The sequence below is a fragment of the Ruminococcus sp. N15.MGS-57 genome (genome assembly GCF_000980385.1).
Lineage (GTDB): Bacteria > Bacillota > Clostridia > Oscillospirales > Ruminococcaceae > Hominimerdicola > Hominimerdicola aceti.
The window spans coordinates 60,137-77,925 of sequence record NZ_LARF01000005.1 but is presented as its reverse complement, the minus strand read 5'-3'; the positions used below and the strand labels follow the sequence as shown (position 1 = coordinate 77,925).

The 17,789-nt window shown below is 42.9% G+C and carries 12 protein-coding genes and 1 pseudogene; 5 read left to right on the top strand and 8 right to left on the bottom strand.

Translation table 11 applies throughout. From position 1 onward, the window contains the following. Positions 1–292: pseudogene (locus WS40_RS11265) on the bottom strand (IS481 family transposase); the annotation flags it as partial. Positions 293–550: 258 nt separating this feature from the next. Here WS40_RS11265 and WS40_RS01885 point away from each other — a divergent pair. Beyond that, positions 551–1,567: a CPBP family glutamic-type intramembrane protease gene (locus WS40_RS01885; RefSeq protein WP_046439705.1), complete on the top strand. Its 1,017-nt coding sequence runs from the start codon at positions 551–553 to the stop codon at positions 1,565–1,567. Positions 1,568–1,629: 62 nt separating this feature from the next. On the opposite strand, the gene WS40_RS01880 is transcribed toward WS40_RS01885, so the two are convergent. Further along, the gene (locus tag WS40_RS01880) at positions 1,630–3,048 is read right to left on the bottom strand and encodes an ABC transporter substrate-binding protein (RefSeq protein WP_046439703.1); all 1,419 of its coding nucleotides are present in this window, start codon (positions 3,046–3,048) and stop codon (positions 1,630–1,632) included. 448 nt (positions 3,049–3,496) lie between these two features. On the opposite strand from WS40_RS01880, the gene WS40_RS01875 reads away from it, so the two are divergent. After that, on the top strand, positions 3,497–4,672 hold the full coding sequence (locus WS40_RS01875; protein ID WP_046439699.1) for a glycoside hydrolase family 130 protein: 1,176 nt from the start codon (positions 3,497–3,499) through the stop codon (positions 4,670–4,672). A gap of 287 nt (positions 4,673–4,959) precedes the next feature. Then, positions 4,960–5,412, top strand: coding sequence for a transcriptional regulator NrdR (gene nrdR / locus WS40_RS01870; RefSeq protein WP_022288601.1), 453 nt, complete (start codon positions 4,960–4,962; stop codon positions 5,410–5,412). A gap of 88 nt (positions 5,413–5,500) precedes the next feature. Here the strand turns inward: nrdR and WS40_RS01865 are convergent, their stop codons facing one another. The 3 genes from WS40_RS01865 to WS40_RS01860 all read right to left on the bottom strand — a co-directional run bounded on the left by WS40_RS01865 (position 5,501) and on the right by WS40_RS01860 (position 9,217). Next, entirely contained in the window at positions 5,501–6,820 is a 1,320-nt protein-coding gene (locus tag WS40_RS01865) for an aspartate kinase (RefSeq protein WP_022288602.1), read from the bottom strand. 199 nt (positions 6,821–7,019) lie between these two features. Further along, complete coding sequence (locus tag WS40_RS11260; protein WP_158455080.1) at positions 7,020–7,166, bottom strand: hypothetical protein; 147 nt, start codon at positions 7,164–7,166, stop codon at positions 7,020–7,022. Positions 7,167–7,297: 131 nt separating this feature from the next. After that, complete coding sequence (locus WS40_RS01860) at positions 7,298–9,217, bottom strand: EAL domain-containing protein (protein ID WP_046439697.1); 1,920 nt, start codon at positions 9,215–9,217, stop codon at positions 7,298–7,300. 471 nt (positions 9,218–9,688) lie between these two features. Between WS40_RS01860 and WS40_RS01855 the strand changes: the two genes are divergently transcribed. Next, complete coding sequence (locus WS40_RS01855) at positions 9,689–9,937, top strand: hypothetical protein (RefSeq protein WP_022288604.1); 249 nt, start codon at positions 9,689–9,691, stop codon at positions 9,935–9,937. Continuing rightward, positions 9,937–12,036: a heavy metal translocating P-type ATPase gene (locus tag WS40_RS01850; RefSeq protein WP_046439695.1), complete on the top strand. Its 2,100-nt coding sequence runs from the start codon at positions 9,937–9,939 to the stop codon at positions 12,034–12,036. Before WS40_RS01855 ends, WS40_RS01850 begins: the two co-directional genes overlap by 1 nt. Positions 12,037–12,114: 78 nt before the next feature. Here WS40_RS01850 and WS40_RS01845 read toward each other — a convergent pair whose 3' ends face one another. The 3 genes from WS40_RS01845 to WS40_RS01835 all read right to left on the bottom strand — a co-directional run bounded on the left by WS40_RS01845 (position 12,115) and on the right by WS40_RS01835 (position 17,657). Beyond that, the gene (locus WS40_RS01845) at positions 12,115–16,083 is read right to left on the bottom strand and encodes a CIA30 family protein (RefSeq protein WP_325208361.1); all 3,969 of its coding nucleotides are present in this window, start codon (positions 16,081–16,083) and stop codon (positions 12,115–12,117) included. A gap of 420 nt (positions 16,084–16,503) precedes the next feature. Continuing rightward, positions 16,504–17,286, bottom strand: a complete 783-nt coding sequence (locus WS40_RS01840; RefSeq protein WP_046439692.1) for a ZIP family metal transporter — start codon at positions 17,284–17,286, stop codon at positions 16,504–16,506. Beyond that, the gene (locus WS40_RS01835) at positions 17,283–17,657 is read right to left on the bottom strand and encodes a metal-dependent transcriptional regulator (RefSeq protein WP_022288608.1); all 375 of its coding nucleotides are present in this window, start codon (positions 17,655–17,657) and stop codon (positions 17,283–17,285) included. Before WS40_RS01835 ends, WS40_RS01840 begins: the two co-directional genes overlap by 4 nt. Between the last annotated feature and the right edge of the window lie 132 nt (positions 17,658–17,789).

Genomic DNA, 17,789 nt, shown 5'->3' with positions numbered 1-17,789 from the left:
CTAGTTTTTTCATAACCCTGTAAAGACTTTCAAGACAGCGTGTATACCCTTGTTTTCTGAGACGATGCCATAGTTCGGGAAGCTCAAGCGTTGGGTTTCGTTTGTGATACCTTTTGATAAGATCTATTTCTTCCTTGGTATGCTCGTTGGGATGATGATGCGGTCGGCGTGATTTAACTGCGAGGGACTCCACACTTCCGTCCCAGCGTTTCAGCCAGAAATATATATATGAACGTGATTTATTGTATTTTCTGCTCGCTCGGCTCACTCCATATTTCTTTGCGTAATTCATTAAGGATTGACGAAACTTCATATCTTGTGTTATACTATTCATGAGAGATAGGCTTCCTTTCTGATTTGTATTTGTGTGGTAACTTTATTTTATCAGATTTTTGCCTATCTCTCTTTTCTTTTTTCTTAATTTTGTCCAATATCTATTGTAGCACTACACTCATTCCTCACTAGTAGTACAACGTTTCGATTGACACAAAACTCCACCTGTGATATAATTTTCTTGTAAAACACATAACGCAAATATGGAGATCATAAAATGAATAACGATACAATAAAACTTATACGAAAAACCTCAAACGTAAATTCACTTATGGTGATAATTTTCTATATGCTTGATATCGCACTTATAAGACTTGGCGACTTAGTGGTGTATCATATCGCAGGAAAGTCAGCCTACTATGAGGATATCGCTCAGCTTGTGAGCTACTGCATACAGTATCTCGTGGTTGTGCCAATAGTTCTTGTGGTATTCAGACTTGTGAGTGGCAAAAAAGAGGGACTTAAAATAACAGCCTGTTTCAGAAGGCCCTCAATGCCTGTAAAATGGGTCGCAAAATGGATCGTCATATCATTCGGGCTTATCTATGCCGCAAATTATATCAACACATTTATTTTCTCATATGTGCAGAAAGCTTCGGGAACGAGCCTTAAAGGCGTTGACTTCACTTCAAGCGGCACTGCCCTGGGCGGCGTAACAAGCGTGCTTGCAATGTCAGTGCTTGCACCGTTTTTTGAGGAGCTTATGTTTAGAGGTACGCTTTTCAGAAATGCCGAAAAGTGTGGTCAGCTCACAGGCATTATAATGGTGGGGCTGACATTCGGACTTTGGCACGGAAGCTATCAGCAGATACTCTATGCGGCTGTTATGGGAATGTGTGCCTGCTTTATGGTTGCAAAAACAGGATCTATCTTCCCGTCTTTGATACTTCACTTCACCATGAACACTATCGGAGCAATTCAGAGCGTCGCACTTGGTTCCATAGACTTTGACAAGTTTTCCGCAGACCTTGAAAAAGGTCAGATCACAGGCACAGCACCAATGATAATAATTGCTGTCGCACTGCTTTCGTTCGGACTTATGATAGCTGGTCTTGTGCTTTTCGTAAAAGAGCTTAGATATCACCGTGACAGCTTCAGACTCATAAACTTCTGCCCTGACGTTTCACAAGGCAAAAAGATAGTCATCTATCTCACCGCACCTGTTACCATACTCGCCTTTGCAGGACTTATCTTCATCACAGTCCGCACAGCTTTAGGTCTTGGGCTATTCTAAAATACGCATAAAAATAACGCAGACTTTTTACAGCCTGCGTTATTTTTATCCGGAGTTATTTATTATGATTTAAGGCTTGCGATCTTCTGGTTGAGTTCCTTGATCTCGGAATCTACAGTTGCAGAATACTTCTCACGAACCTGCGTCCATGTGGACTGTACACCCTCTTCATTAACATTTGAAGCATCACTGTAGAGTGCGTCAACCAGGCACTGGTTTCCGTCAAACTGCTTTCTGTCGCCGAGAGCGGAAGATATACCGTAAGCATAGTCGAAGAGCATAAGGTAATCGTCAGAAACAACGTCCATTTTCACATCATACATCTCGTCTGTCCAATTAGGGTTGTTCTCCATGAACTTGTCCTTGTTTGTCTGCTCATACTTAGGATCTGTCTTTGAAGCTCTTACGCACTCAAACCAGCACTTAACAGCTTCGCTTCTTGTTGAACCTTTTACCCACATGAAAGCTGTCATATCAGACGTTGTTATCTTCTGCTGATTATCGTCATACTGAGGGATAGGAACAACGCCCCAGTTCTCGCCCTCCTTTGGAGTCTGGTTGCCTGTGTAAGCCCACTCGCCCATTGCATAGAACAAGCAGTTCTGATTGAAGCAATCTCTTGCAGAGCCTACCCAGCCGTTGAGGATAAGTCCATCCTTCATCATATTATAAAGGAAGTTCTGAGCCTTTTCGATATCAGGGTCGTTAAGATTGCTTGAAAACTCGTTTGTTGCAGGATCATAGTTTACAAGACGCTTGCCTGTCTGCTGAACAACGTGCGCTCTGAAGAAGCCGTTTACGCCGTAACGCTCAGTATCAGCCGGTGCGTTGCCAACATATGAGGACATGATATCCTCCCAATTCTTCCAAGTCCACTCATTGTTTACATAAAGCTCATATGGATCGTCAAGACCCTCTGCGTCAATGATATCCTTATCATAGCAGAGCATAGCAGAAGCCGAATAGCCAAGAGGTGCAACATAATGCTTTCCATTGAGCATGAACTGATCTGCTGTATCCTTTGTTGCAGACCACAAAGGCTGGCTGAAATCAACGATGCTGTCGATAGGCTGATACATATCCTTTACTACCTGTGAAGGGAATGCAAGCCACTCATACTTGAATATATCAGGAATATCCTTGTTAGCTGTGATAGCAGCAGCAAGATTATCAAATCTGTCCTCATTTGAAGTCTGCTGGAATCTTATCTTTCCGCCTTTGCTCTCAAAAAGCTGAAGCTCTGTGCTCTTCTCAGGACTGCCCTTAGTAGGGTTAATGTCGCCCTCACCGAGATAAAGTATCTCTTTTTCAGCACCCTCTGGGATAGCCTCGATAGATTCCGTGTCAGCTACCGCAACGTTCTCTGTTGCAGAAAAATCGTCCTCTGCCTTGCTTGAAGAGTTTGATGAGCTTCCGCAACCCGCTACTCCTGTTGCCATTGACAAAGCCATTACAGCCGCTATGTACTTTTTGTAATTCATAAAATATTCCTCCATAATTCAATATTTTAGCATCAAAGCTGTCCGTATGTAGTTGATGAGTTCATATATTAAATCTTGCTATAATTATACAACACATATAAAGCTATTGTCAATCACCATTATAGCACAATTATCAGCAATTTAATTGTATACTTTGCACAATTAAATCCATATGTATTGTTAAAGCGCAATATTACGATCAATATAGTTTAAAATATACGCATAAAGTTCAAATATTCAATATGCCCGTTTTGAATGAATATAAAACAGATACAAGAGCTTTTTGTAGAAAACATTAACCAAAACAGCAAAATATGTACAGCATTTATGCAGTTCGTAAAACTTTTTTCATGTAATCGTTTGATGTTTTCAGTGGTACTTGTAATTAGCGAATTATTATAGTATACTTGTTTAAGAAGATTTTTTTACCGAAAGGAAATTGCTTGATATGACAGATTTTGAAAGAAACAAAGCAAGGGTGACAGCCGAATACGAGGCTCTCATCAACAGAAAAAACATTGTGTCCGACAGCTACAACGGAATTTATGACAGATACGTTTACCCTGTTCTGACAGCCGCACACGCACCTATTATCTGGAAATATGACATGAACCCTGAGACAAATCCATACTTCATGGAGAGATTGGGCATAAACGCAGTACTGAACTCAGGCGCTATTTATCTCAACGGCAAGTATTACCTTGTTGCAAGAGTTGAGGGCAATGACAGAAAGTCATTTTTTGCAGTAGCAGAGAGCGACAGTCCTGTTGACGGCTTCCGTTTCTGGGACTTCCCTGTTCAGCTTCCTGACACTGAACCGGAGGAAACAAACGTATACGATATGAGACTTACTCAGCATGAGGACGGCTGGATATACGGTGTATTCTGCTCAGAGAGCAAGGACAAGACTTCAAACGATCTTTCTGCCGCTACAGCTCAGGCTGGAATCGTAAGGACAAAGGATCTTAAGACATGGGAAAGACTTCCTAATCTCAAATCCAAGTCGCCACAGCAGAGAAACGTTGTACTTCACCCTGAGTTCGTTGACGGAAAGTACGCATTCTACACACGTCCACAGGACGATTTTATCGAAACTGGCTCAGGCGGAGGAGTATGCTTCGGTCTTTGCGAAGACATCACAAACCCTGTTATCTGCACAGACGAAGTTGTTATCTCACCAAGGCAGTATCACACAATCACAGAGGTAAAGAACGGTGCAGGCGCAGTGCCTATCAAGACACCAAAGGGTTGGATACACATTGCACATGGCGTAAGAAACACAGCCGCAGGTCTTAGATACGTAATTTATGTATTTGCAACTGACCTTAAAGACCCTTCTAAGCTAATCGCTTCGCCGTCAGGACTTTTCATTGCACCACACGGCAATGAAAGAGTGGGTGACGTATCAAACGTTGCGTTCACAAACGGTGCGATCGTTCGTGAAAACGGTGACGTGTATATTTACTACGCTTCATCAGACACAAGACTTCACGTTGCGGCAACAACGATCGACAAGCTTATGGATTACACATTCAACACTCCGTCAGACCCACTGCGTTCTGTTGACTGCGTAAAGCAGAGATGCGAGCTTATCAGAAAAAATCTCGAATATCTTAACAAGTAATATATCAAACACAAACAGACGGCTTCTGCTGTCTGTTTTTTTGTACACTAAAACTTTTTTCAAGTCTGCCATATCTGTGCATAAATATTGCACTACCCATGTAGGGGACGTCGTCCTCTACAATTATGCTATGGTTTGTCTGCCGCAAAATTGCTGAGTCCCTTTACCGCAACTTTTTTTATATACCCTATTGCAATCGTCCACAATCTATGGTATAATTAATTAATAAAAGCACAATATATGCAATATCACGCACAAAATTTTCTCTTAACTAAGGAGTGTTTATAATGAGATGTCCTTTTTGCAACTATGAAGATACAAGAGTAATAGATTCACGTCCAAGCGAGGGAAAAAAGCGTCGCCGCCGTGAGTGTCCGAAATGCGGAAAGCGTTTCACTACTTATGAGGTGGTGGAAAAGCCACAGCTTATGGTATACAAGCGTGACGGCTCGTTTGAGCCTTTTGACAGACAGAAGCTTATAAAAGGCATTCAGAACGCTATCAAAAAGCGTCCTGTCAGTGTTGATGATATGAAAAACCTTGTTGACGATATAGAGAACACCTTCGCAAACAAAATGCAGACTGAAACCACCACCAGTGAAATAGGCGATATGGTGCTTATGGGTCTGAAAAAGCTTGACCACGTTGCATATGTGCGTTTTGCTTCCGTTTACAAGGACTTCTCTGACGTTGATTCGTTCATTCAGATAATCACTGAGCTTTCTGACAAGAAGAAATAAATAAGAGCGTTCCGATAATTTTCGGGACGCTTTTTTCGCACCAAAAAAGCGGACAGCCAAAGCCGTCCGCCATATTTTTCATATTGTATTAAAGCTGTGTATCAACAAAAATTGTATAGATAGCCTTCATTGCAGATTCAAAATCAGCCTCGTTTACACCGATGATGATGTTAAGCTCGCTAGAGCCCTGATCTATCATCTTTACGTTTACATGAGCGTGTGCAAGGGCTGAGAATATTCTGCCTGCTGTACCTCTGTTTGACTTCATTGCACGTCCCACAACTGCAATAAGCGCAAGGTCTGTTTCAATATCAATTGTATCAGGGTGACAGTTTCTGTGCAGACCTGACATTATCTCCTGCTCCTTTGGAGCAAACTCTGCCTGATGAACAACAACAGACATTGTGTCGATACCTGATGGCATATGCTCAAAGCAGATACCATTCTTCTCGAAAACTTCAAGAACTCTTCTGCCGAAACCAAGCTCTGCGTTCATCATATCCTTTTCGATATTGACTACAGTAAAACCCTTCTTTCCTGCTATACCTGTGATCGTGAATGCAGGCTTCTGAGATGTGGACTCAACGATCATTGTACCCATATCCTCAGGCTTGTTTGTGTTCTTGATGTTTATTGGGATACCTGCTTTTCTTACAGGGAAAATAGCGTCCTCATGAAGTACGCCTGCACCCATGTAAGAAAGCTCTCTCAGTTCCTTATATGTTATGGTAGTGATAGGCTGTGGGTTGTCGATAATTCTAGGGTCGCATACCAGAAAGCCTGATACGTCTGTCCAGTTCTCATAAAGATCAGCGTTTACTGCTGCGGCAACGATAGAACCTGTTACGTCAGAACCGCCTCTTGAAAATGTCTTGATAGTATCGTTTGGCATTGAGCCGTAGAAACCAGGTATTACCGCATTGTCAAGTGTAGCAAGTCTTTGAGGAAGCACCTCGTTTGTTCTTGCAGAATCGAACTGACCCTGATCGTTAAAATAGATAACATCAGCAGCGTCAACAAAGTTATATCCAAGATATTTAGCAAGAACGATACCGTTAAGATACTCGCCACGGGAAGCCGCATAGTCACGTCCTGCCTTGCCGATAAAGCAAGCCTTGATAGTTTCAAACTCCTTTTCAAGAGAAAGGTCAAGACCCAGATCATTGATTATGCCGTAATATCTTTCCTTGATAGCGTCGAACTCGCTGCTGAAATCCTTGCCCTTTGCAGCAAGATCATAGCAGCCATAAAGCATATCAGTTACCTTTGTATCGTTTGAAAATCTTTTTCCAGGAGCAGACGGCACAACAAATCTTCTTGAGCTTTCCGCTGTGATTATCTCCTTTACCTTTTTGAACTGCTCAGCACTTGCAAGAGAGCTTCCACCGAATTTTACAACCTTTGTCATTTCACAAACCCCTTATAAACTATAGAATTAATCCTGTCTGCGTACTTTTCCCACGCTGACGTTACAATAAATAGTATACCGAATTTGCGTGATTAAGTCAATGTATAAATGGACTAATTTTTATAGTTTTTTCGATGTATGTTTGTGAAATACGCTTGTATTTGTATGGCGGACAACTCATACTTAATCTGTCTGCCTATTATCTGTAATGTTCGTCTATCCACTTATCATGTTTTCGTGAAAGAAAACCCCAGCGTTCTTCAACACAAAATGCAGCGGATAAAACAAGCGGCAAAGAAAGCAGCACAGCCGCAATAATAAGAATAGCCATATTACTTACGTTCACAAGAACGCCTCCCGTCTTGGTTTTGTTATGACTATATTATAGCGTTCCTTACTTAAACAAACCTTAATGCAAAGTGAAAACCATGTGAAAAAAAGCCCCGACCGAAGTCAGGGCTTTTTTCATCAGACTGCTTAAACCGTCACAGCCTGAGTATTATTCTTTTTAAGCACCTCAATAAAATCTTTTTCAGGAACAGGCTTTGAGAAGTAGTATCCCTGAATGAAATCACAGCCCATGCCAAGAAGCGTGTCAAGTTGGTGCTTGTCCTCGATACCCTCGGCGACTATCTGCATATTGAGCTTCTTTATCATCGCCACTGTACTTTCAATGGCGATATGCGCCTTTTCGCTCTTGAAACATTCCCAGACTATTTCCTTTTCAAGCTTGATAAACCTGAAAGGCAGGCTGAGAAGATATGTCATATTTGAATATCCCGTACCATAATCGTCAAGTGCAAACTTCACACCATAGTCGGAAAGGGTCTTGATGTTTTTCTCCATAATGTGCGGAGTATACACCGCCGCAGTTTCCGTTACTTCAAGACAAATAGACGATGGGTCTACCTTGTATCTGTCCATAATGCTGAGAAGCTGCTCTACAAGGTCAGATTGCATGCACTGGACTACCGATAGGTTTACCTGCACATATTCTATACCAAGTGAAGTTCCCACGCCTTTCTTTATAAAGCGGCAGGCTTCCTCGAAAACATATTTGCCTATTTTGAGTATCTTGCCGTTTTCCTCAGCTATAGGAATAAATTCCTGTGGAGGGATAAATCCAAGCTTTTCATCCTTAAGCCTAACAAGGGCTTCGCAGGAAACTATCTTGTTTCTTGAACTTGAATATATCGGCTGATAGTATACCTCAAAGCCACGATTGTCCAGAGCCTTGTCTATAGCATTCTCTACCTCGCTTCGACGTTTGCTGTCATAAAAGTTTATGTCAGTTGCATGAAGAAGTCTTTCCGTTTCAGGTTCACGATGCTTGAACTGCTCGATAAAGTCCACCAGCATATCTGCATTGTCAACGTCCTCAGGGCAGTCGATACGCATAAAGCAGGCTGTTATCAAAGTATCAACAGTACCTATATTCCAGTTTTCAGACAGCTTTTTCCTTATCGCACGATACGTTTCCCCCACCTTTTCAGAATCCTTCGGAAACATAAGAGCAAAGCATTCGTCCTCCAAATAAAATCCATCGCCCAGATTAACAAAGTTATAAAGATAGTCGGAAAAGCTTCTTAACAGAGAGTTGGAAAAACGTCCGCCAAAGGTTTTCATAAACATTTTGAAATCCGGTATCCTTATGAGCAATAATGTAAAATCAGAAGCTGAGGCATATTTTATGGAACACCTATTGACAAAGCTGCTCCAGTTGAGCATTTTCGTTCCTTGGTCTATCATATCGTCCTGACTTTGCAAAGTGAACATTATTAGAAGCATACATACAGACGCCGCAAAGCACTCCACAAGAAGGAGTTTATTGATCATCTGAACAATTACCGCCACTACCGTCATTGAGATAAAGGCTGTTATAGAAGTGACCACCTGTCTTGATAGCATACTTCTATTACCCATTGCGTAAACGATGCCAAATATAAGATAATAAATCGCCACAATGTATGTAAGTGGCTGAAGAGTGCCACGATGATAACCACCTTGACTATCCACATATATGATAAAATGTGTTGCAGGCGTCGTAATCACAAGCAAAAGATCAACGATCATCGGTGTATATAAAAAGCTTTTGAAAAGAGCAGACATCTCTTTATAGCCGTCCGTCAGGAAAAGTATATATATCACAAATAGAAACGGAATAAGATTATGTGTAAAATAATAAGCCGTATGGAAGAAGATTTTAAGCCCTATGCCCCATTCGCCGGTAGAAAACACACTTAAAATATCCAACACAGTTGACAAAGCCGAGTCGCCCACGAGAATGCCAAAGACCTTATTCTTGTTGCACGGAATACGCTTTTTGAAATAGAATACAACTCCTGTGATAGCATATATCACAAGGGCACATATATCATAATGGATAATATAACCCACAACGCAGACCTCCCCGTATTGTTATGATAATATTTTAACATAACTCTGTTATGGCTTCAACCGATTTAACAAAAAGTTATAATATTTTTGGTTGTGTGCATAACTTACATATAAATAAAAGCCCGAATTTATGGTTTTTGTCAATTATTATCTATTCGTTGTAATGTTCATTCTTGCGGTTTACTGATAAGATATCATAAACATTTTAACATTATCCTAAAGCTTCACCCAAAAATGAAAAGTTAGAAAAACGATGATAATTTAACTTACGGCAAAAGATTATATATAGTTTTAAATAATTTTTAAATTTGTCGGTTTGACTTGACTAATAAACAATATAGAGTTATACTGAAATCACGGTAAAGATCCTGTCAGAGGACTTGTTATATGCTCGTATTTTGGCAGAGTTTCTGTATATGCCGAAATAATTAGTTCTTACTAATATCTAAAAACAAAACAGGAGGTAATATTATGTTAAAATGTTTTAAAGACGAGAAATTCTGGTGTGCAGTAGGCGGAGCAGCCGCAGTCATTCTTGGCAAGAAAGTCGTAAAGGCTAAGAAAACAAGAGAGCTTGCCGTTACAGGTCTTGCAAAGGGAATGAAGCTCAAGAGCGACGCTCAGTCAGCATTGAGAAGCATGAAGGACGAAGCATCTGACATCTGCTATGACGCTAAGGTCGAGGCAGGGATAGATGACGAGGAAGAAGTAACTGAATAATGAAAGCTCAGATCGTTTATGACAAGCCCCGCCGCATACGTTTCCGCTGTGGTAGCAACGCTTTCACAAAAGAACTTGAACGGTCGATACATAAGCTTGTTATGTCAAACCCGTGGGCGATCGCCTGCGAGGCTCACTATGAGAACGGCGGAATACTTATACGCTATAAAGAGGGTCACAGAGCCGAAGCTGTCGAACTTGTAAGAAAGCTCAGAGGAAGCGACCTGGCACCTGTCAGCGACAATAAGTATGACACCGAGGAGATAGACAGAACATTCAAGTCTGACCTTGCAAAGCTTGTGATGCAAAGATATATAAGAAAAGCTATTCTGCCTGCACCTATAGGCGCAGCACTTATCGTGTACAGCGGACTTAAATACATAGCAAAGGGCGTAAGCGCACTGTTTGACGGCAAGCTTACAGTTGAGGTGCTTGACGGAGCGTCAATAAGCGCTTGTCTTATCCAGAAAAATTACAACACGGCTGGCACTGTCATGTTCCTGCTTTCTGTATCAGGCTTGCTGGAGGATTACACAAGAGCGAGAACAAGAGCCGCTCTTACCGACAGCTTGGCGATAAAGGCAGATCAGGTATGGCTGGCAGGCAAGGACGCTGATACTCTTATACCAATGTCACAGCTTCAGGTGGACGATTGCATAAGAGTTCGCACAGGAAGCGTTATTCCTGTTGACGGTCAGATAACCGAGGGCGAAGCTTACATAAATGAAGCTTCCATGACAGGCGAGCCTCTTGCGGTCATGAAGAGCGCAGGAGCAAGCGTATTTGCAGGAACAGTTGTCGAGGAAGGCTCAGTTGTGATAAAAGTTCGCAAGCTTTCTTCCGACACAAAGATAAGCAAGATAATCGAGCTTATCGACAACTCAGAAAACCTTAAAGCAGGGGTGCAGAGCAAAGCGGAGCGTCTTGCGGACTCTATCGTGCCGTACAGCTTCCTTGCCTTTGGTCTTACACTGCTGTTTACTAGAAATGTCACAAAAGCAGTTTCCGTTCTTATGGTGGACTATTCCTGTGCTATCAAGCTTTCAACGCCTATAGCTGTTATATCCGCTATTAAAGAAGCCGCTGATGATGACGTTACGGTAAAGGGTGGAAAATATCTTGAAGAATACGCACTTGCCGATTCTATCGTTTTTGACAAGACCGGCACTCTTACAAACGCTGAGCCTGTGCTTGAAAAGGTAATAGCCCTTGGGGATTACTCCGAGGCGGAAACGCTGAAAATTGCGGCTTGCCTTGAAGAGCACTTCCCTCACAGCGTAGCGAGAGCTATAGTAAAGGGTGCGGCCGATAGAGATATCGACCATGCCGAGGAACACGCCGAGGTGCAGTATATAGTTGCCCACGGAATTTCAACAACGCTTCACGGCAAACGTGCTATCATAGGAAGCAGGCATTTTGTCTGCGAGGACGAGGGCATAGAGATAACAGACGAACAGCAGGCTGAGATCGACGAAAAGTCGGGAGCTTGCTCAGTGGTTTATCTTGCTGTAGGCGACAAGCTCACAGGGGCGCTCTGCATAAGCGACCCGCCCAGACCTGAAGCTGAGGTAGCTGTTAAACAGCTCAAAGAAGCAGGCATCACAAATATCGTGATGCTCACAGGCGACAGCGCAAAGGCTGCCGAGATAACTGCACAGAAGCTTGGCATATCAGATTTCAGGGCGCAGGTTCTTCCTGAGGACAAGCACAGATATGTTCAACAGCTCAAAGAGCATGGACACAGAGTAATAATGGTAGGCGACGGAATAAACGACGCTCCAGCCCTTGCGGCGGCGAACGTTTCTGTTGCAATGAGCGATGCTTCCGATATCGCAAAGGAAACTGCCGACATCACAGTTCGTGGTGCAGACCTTACACAGCTTGCGGCTATAAGACAGCTTAGCGAAAAGCTAATGCACCGAATAAACAGTAACTACAGATTTATACTGCTGTTCAATTCAGTGCTTCTGCTGTCAGGAGCTTTCGGGCTTTTACAGCCGTCAGCCTCAGCGCTTCTGCACAACGCTTCAACAATGGCGATCTGTGCAAAGAGCATGACCCCTTTAGAGGATAAAAAGCGCAAAAAGAAAAACAAGTAAACAAAATATAAAGAGCGAATGATCGTAACGTCATTCGCTCTTTTTGCATCTTAATAAATGTAACGCTTTTTTCTTAAATTACTTAGCAGGTGTACAGTAGCAAATAGAATAAACTGTGATATCACCGTTTTTTGCCGCAGCATGAAGCTGATCCAGCTTATCAAAACCTGCACCAAGCTCCTTTACACAGTCTGCATATGTGAACTTAGCATAGTAATGATCATTCGCTCTGCCTGTTTCGCTAGGCTGAACTCTTGCCCAGTTTGCTCCTCCTGACCAGCTCTGGAGAATAAGCTCAAGCTCGTTCTCTGCACCCGAATACTCAACATAGAAATAGCCATTTGCAGAAAGATACGAAACATCAAAACTGCCATAATTTTTTGAAGTCATAACTGAAACTGCCTGACCCCATGAGCCACATGATTTTGCACCCCAGAAAATAGATACATATGGATCCTGCTCCGGCTTATCAGGGTCAACAGGATCTACCGGATCAACCGGCTCTGTTGACTTCTCGACAATATACTTAACACTAATAACTTCGATATCTCCGTTAGCAGCACCAACATGGAAGCGGTCTACTTTCGAGAAATCGGTTGTTCCGAACGCCGCCGCAACATCGTCGTAGCTGTACTTTGCGTATACAATGCCGTCCTTTTCTGTTACCTCAGTTGGTGAAACTCTCGCCCAGTCTGCACCGCCTGACCAACTCTGGAGAATGATCTCCGCCTTGTCTGTGCCGCCCTTGAACTGAACTTCAAAATATCCGTCTTTTTCGATAACTGAGCTGTCAAAGCTGCCGCCTTCCTTAGTTGTGGAAAGTGTGATAGCCTGACCCCAGCCTGATGTCTTTGCCGAGCCTGTGAAGATAACAGTTTCCTTTTTGTCACTTACTTCACCTGTGGCAGGGATAACCTCTGTCTTTATAACCTTGCCGCAAGTTGTACACTCAGTGTGCTTTGAGCCATTTTCTGTCGCAGTAGCCGCCTTGTCGATTATCCAAGCACTTTCGCTGTGACCTGTCGCAGAGATAGTTTCAGTGTACTTTTCACCGCATGAGCAAGTGTATACCTTTTCGCCGTCAGCTTCGCAAGTTGCAGCCTTTGTTGATGTGAGGGTATAGCTGTGCCTGTGACCGATAGGGTCGGTGTAATCGTCCTTCTTTGTTTCGCCGCAGGAAGCGCAGGTGTAGATAGTGTAGCCCTTTTCGTTCTCTGTAGGAGCAACTGTCTCGCCCTTTACCCAGCTGTGACCCTTTGCAGGGATAGTTTCAGTGTACTTGTCTCCGCAAGTACAAGTGTAAATTCTCTCGCCCTCTGTTGTGCAAGTAGCTTCCTTTGTTACCTTTGCGGTGTAGCTGTGAGTGTGTGATGACTTAACATTCTTGACAGTGAGTGCAAATGTATCTGTGTTTCCGTCTGAGAATGTGTATGTAAGTGTGTAATTACCATTTGCAAGCGTCTTGAGCCAGCTTTCGTTGAGCATTATCTGACTTCCGCTTGTAGAATAATCTAAGCCGCCTGTAAGCTTCTTGCCGTTTACTATGATAGACTCAACGCTCTTTCCATAAAGCACAAGGTCTGTTCTCACACCGCTTGGAGCATCAGCGTCAAATATGCCTGACTTTGTGGAAAGGTGTGGCTTCTCGGTCTGTCCGTCCTCGTAGAAAACAACATCGTCTATGTAAACTGTACCTGTCTTTTGAGCAGAATCTCCGCCCATATAGAACGAGAACTGGTTAAGCTTTGATGTATCAAGATTTCCGCCCGACTGCCAGCTTGGCGCTTTAAAGTCAGCGAATGGTATCTTGATAGTTTTTCCGCCTGCGAAATCAAGTGCTATCTGCGCTTCAAAATAATTGTCGTTTGCGTCTCTAAGCTGAACAGTAAGGCTGTTGCCTGTGCCGTCCCCCTCTACCCAAAGCTCAACGCCTGCAAATGATGAAGCATTTCTTACTGCAATAGGGTGGTTTACTCCGCAGTAGCCGTTTGGCGAGCCGATATCATATCCGAAAGCAAGCACCTTTGAACCGTTCTTTGCAGCAAGAGAAAGTGAAACTTCATTGCCGCTTGTGTTTCTTGAATATGACGACCAAAGTGCCTTATCATTTGAATAGCTCTCAAATGTGTCAAGCTCATCAAGGCCTGTGGTATCGGAAACATTTATTGTAAGCTCCCTATCCTCGCCCTCATAGAAATCGAACTTAAGCGTCACAATGCCTGCTGAAAGCGTCTTGAGATATGCACTTTTAATGGTCACAGTGTCGCCCGAAGTTGTGTAATCTGTACCCTCTGTGAGTGCTTTTCCATCAGCAACAATGCCTCTGAACTCGCTTGTCTTGCGATCCATGGTGATATCAACATCACTGCACTTCTTAGGATTTACGTCAACAGAGATTATCTCAGGTGAGATAATAGGCTTAGGGATAGAACTGTCGCTCACCGTTAGATTGAACTTAGGCTGATTGCCGCCTGTTGTGAGTATCCTACACGAATACTTTGCAAGCTCCTGCCTTTTAAGATAAGAAGCCTTGATAGTAACAGCGTTGCCCCTTATGGTGTAATCGTCTGACGAGAGCTTCTTTCCGCCGACCTCAACACCGCTTATGCTGCCCTCTTTCATAGAAACATTCACCACAACGTTACCTGACTTGCTTCTGTCAAAACTGTATGTAGACTTGTCAGTGGTGTTTACAATGTTCTTCTTTTCCATTTTTGCAGCAGCGTTCATCATAAGAGTTCTTGTGCTGTCCGTCTTTTCGATACCCTCAGGGCCGTAAACGGTGTAGCCGTCATAGTCCTGATAAAGAGTGCCGTCATCAAGATAGGAAGCTATCATCCAGTAGTTGAAGCCCTGATATTCGACACCCTCATAGTAGTCCCCTGTTACAATATCCAACCAATCGGAATAAGCGGCGTCACGCTTTGTTTTGTCTGTAAGACCGAATTCCTCAAAGATAATAGGCTTGTCAGCGGAAGATGTGGTCTGAGCATGGCGCTTTATCCACTCGAGGTCATCATCGCCAAGGTCAAATCCCCACTGATCAACGTACATATGCGGTGTGCCAAAGTCTACAGTGTCGATAGTCATAAGCTTGTCAAAGTCAACACCGTAGTAGCCTGAATATGCGGAAGACGGAAGATCTTGCCTTGCAGCTTCCTGATAGCCAAGGTTATAAAAGCCCTCGTCGCCAACAGATACCATGTGATGAGGGTCGATAGACTTTACATATGCTGACATTTCCTTTGCCCAGTTATAAAGAATATCGTCTTTGCAGAACTCGTCAACAGTACATCTCGGCTCGTTTGAAAGCTCCCAAGAAAAAACAGCTTCAGAATCCATAAGCTTCTCGCCTGTGTAGTAGTTGGTGTGATTTAACAAAGTCTTGATATAATTCTTATACCAACCCTTGATAGTTTCATTAGTGTAAAAATCGCAGGTGTCCTTTTCGTCCACTTTGCTATTGCCAACGCTCTTGCCCTGTGACATCTGATACCACTTTACATACTGACCCATTCCGCCGAACGCTTCCCAATAGTTCGTGAAAGTGATAACAAGCTTCATATCATGTTCTTCAGCCTGCTTGATAATATAATCAAGATGTCTCAGGCCGTCCTCGCCCTCGTTCACAACAGGCTTGCCAGCCTCATCGTCCCAATACTGGAAGTAAACTCCGTCCTTTTCGCCCGTTCCGTCATTGTTGCCCTCAAAGGTCTCATGACCAGACTGCGAGTCGATCTCGCCTGTTTTCTTACCAACGTCAATATTTCCCCAAATTCTTATTACTTTAAGCCCCATTTTTGAAGCGTCATCGAAAACATTCTTTACCTCACTCTTTGACTTATAGGTGAGATAATAGCAGTTCGTGCCGCCGTAATAGTAAGGGCTTCCGTCACACATAAACTTTGAGCCGTCAGCGTAAACAAATCCCTCTGGGTGTGTCGCCGCATACTCCGCATATGCGCTGATATCTGCGAAAGGCACAATGCTAACAGCCATTGCAGCAGCCGCCAGAGCCGCAGAAAATCTTCTCATTACTCCTGTCATAACCATACTCCTTTTTCATTACTTTAGCTAATTTTTGATTAATTTAGCTTGTCGAATTATTGCATTTTTACTTTATCACAAACTTAATTTAATGTCAATCTCTTAAAACGATTAAGCAAGCAAGTTTTTAAAAATCAATGTTTTTGACAAATAGAGAAGTACAAACTTAGTGAATTGTGCTATAAGTAATCATCATTTTATATTATTTTTGTCTTTCATTACCAAAGAAAATAATAGTTAAAAAACGTTTACATTTCATATTAACATCAAACGTTTAAGATAAACAAATTAACAAATGCAATTTACACACAAAACAAAGCCGGGCATATCATTTCAAAATGATATGCCCGGCTATACAAAAAGATATTCAATACACTTACCATGCATAAAGATGAGCCCTATGTAAAAATAAAAAAACACCTATCCAAGTGCCACATCAAGTATCATCATAAGCACAAAGCCCAGCGCAAAAACTATAGTTCCAATATTGGAGTGTGGCTTTCCCGACATTTCAGGTATAAGCTCCTCCACCACGACATAAATCATAGCACCTGCCGCGAAGCTTAGAAGATACGGCAAAACAGGGATTATAAACTGTGCCAAAAATATCGTCAGCACAGCCCCAACAGGCTCGACAACTCCCGATAAAACGCCGTAAACAAAGGCTTTTCCCTTTCCCATACCCTCCGAACGCAGTGGCATGGATATTATCGCACCCTCTGGAAAGTTCTGTATTGCGATACCGAGGGATAATGCCAACGCACCAGCGGCGCTTATGGCATGATGGTCAGCCGCCCAGCCTGCATATACAACGCCAACAGCCATTCCTTCGGGGATATTGTGAAGCGTCACCGCAAGCACAAGCATGGTAGTTCGCTTGAAACCGCTTTTCGCTCCCTCAGGCTCGGTGGCATTCATGTGAAGATGCGGTATAGCTCTATCGAGAAAAAGCAGAAAAAACACTCCAAGCATAAATCCAACCGCCGCAGGAACAAACCTCAGTCTACCCATTTTCGCTGATTGCTCCATAGAGGGCATTAGCAAGCTCCACACGCCTGCCGCCACCATTACTCCTGCCGCAAAGCCTGTCAAAGCTCGCTGGACAAGATAATGCAGATTTTTCTTCATGAAAAGCACACACGCCGCACCAAGAGATGTACCCAAAAACGGTATCAGAATGCCTTTAAAAATAGTCATGCTCATTGTTCTTCACTGATATGCTTCTTCAATGCCGCAAAGCTCTCGTCAGACAAAACGTGTTCTATCTTGCAGGCGTCATGTTCAGATATTTTTCTGTCAACACCAAGACTTACAAGCCACTCTGTCAATACAAGGTGCTTTTCGTAGATCTTTTCCGCAACATATCTGCCGGCGTCAGTTAGAGTGATAAAACCGTTTTCGTCCATTGTGATGAACTTTCCCTCACGAAGTATCTTCATAGCGTTTGATACGCTGGGTTTTGTAACATTCAGTTCCCTTGCAACATCAATGCTCCTCACCTCGCCGTTTTGCTTGTTCCACAAAACGAGTATCGTCTCCAGATAGTCCTCCCCAGACGTGTGAATGTTTCCCATTTGTATGCCCCTTTCTTTGTTAGCTATAGCTAACTTACATCTATAAAATTACTGCACGCCACGAAGCTAAGCCTATCAAAACAAAATGCCTTTTCACAAAAAGCTTTTTGCAAACTTAGCCGCACCCTTCTC

Excerpts from the sequence above, each read along its gene's own strand:
- WS40_RS01885 (WP_046439705.1), top strand. The coding sequence starts at position 551 with ATGAATAACGATACAATAAAACTTATACGAAAAACCTCAAACGTAAAT.
- WS40_RS01880 (WP_046439703.1), bottom strand. The coding sequence starts at position 3,048 with ATGAATTACAAAAAGTACATAGCGGCTGTAATGGCTTTGTCAATGGCA.
- WS40_RS01875 (WP_046439699.1), top strand. The coding sequence starts at position 3,497 with ATGACAGATTTTGAAAGAAACAAAGCAAGGGTGACAGCCGAATACGAG.
- nrdR (WP_022288601.1), top strand. The coding sequence starts at position 4,960 with ATGAGATGTCCTTTTTGCAACTATGAAGATACAAGAGTAATAGATTCA.
- WS40_RS01865 (WP_022288602.1), bottom strand. The coding sequence starts at position 6,820 with ATGACAAAGGTTGTAAAATTCGGTGGAAGCTCTCTTGCAAGTGCTGAG.
- WS40_RS01855 (WP_022288604.1), top strand. The coding sequence starts at position 9,689 with ATGTTAAAATGTTTTAAAGACGAGAAATTCTGGTGTGCAGTAGGCGGA.
- WS40_RS01850 (WP_046439695.1), top strand. The coding sequence starts at position 9,937 with ATGAAAGCTCAGATCGTTTATGACAAGCCCCGCCGCATACGTTTCCGC.
- WS40_RS01845 (WP_325208361.1), bottom strand. The coding sequence starts at position 16,083 with ATGACAGGAGTAATGAGAAGATTTTCTGCGGCTCTGGCGGCTGCTGCA.
- WS40_RS01840 (WP_046439692.1), bottom strand. The coding sequence starts at position 17,286 with ATGAGCATGACTATTTTTAAAGGCATTCTGATACCGTTTTTGGGTACA.
- WS40_RS01835 (WP_022288608.1), bottom strand. The coding sequence starts at position 17,657 with ATGGGAAACATTCACACGTCTGGGGAGGACTATCTGGAGACGATACTC.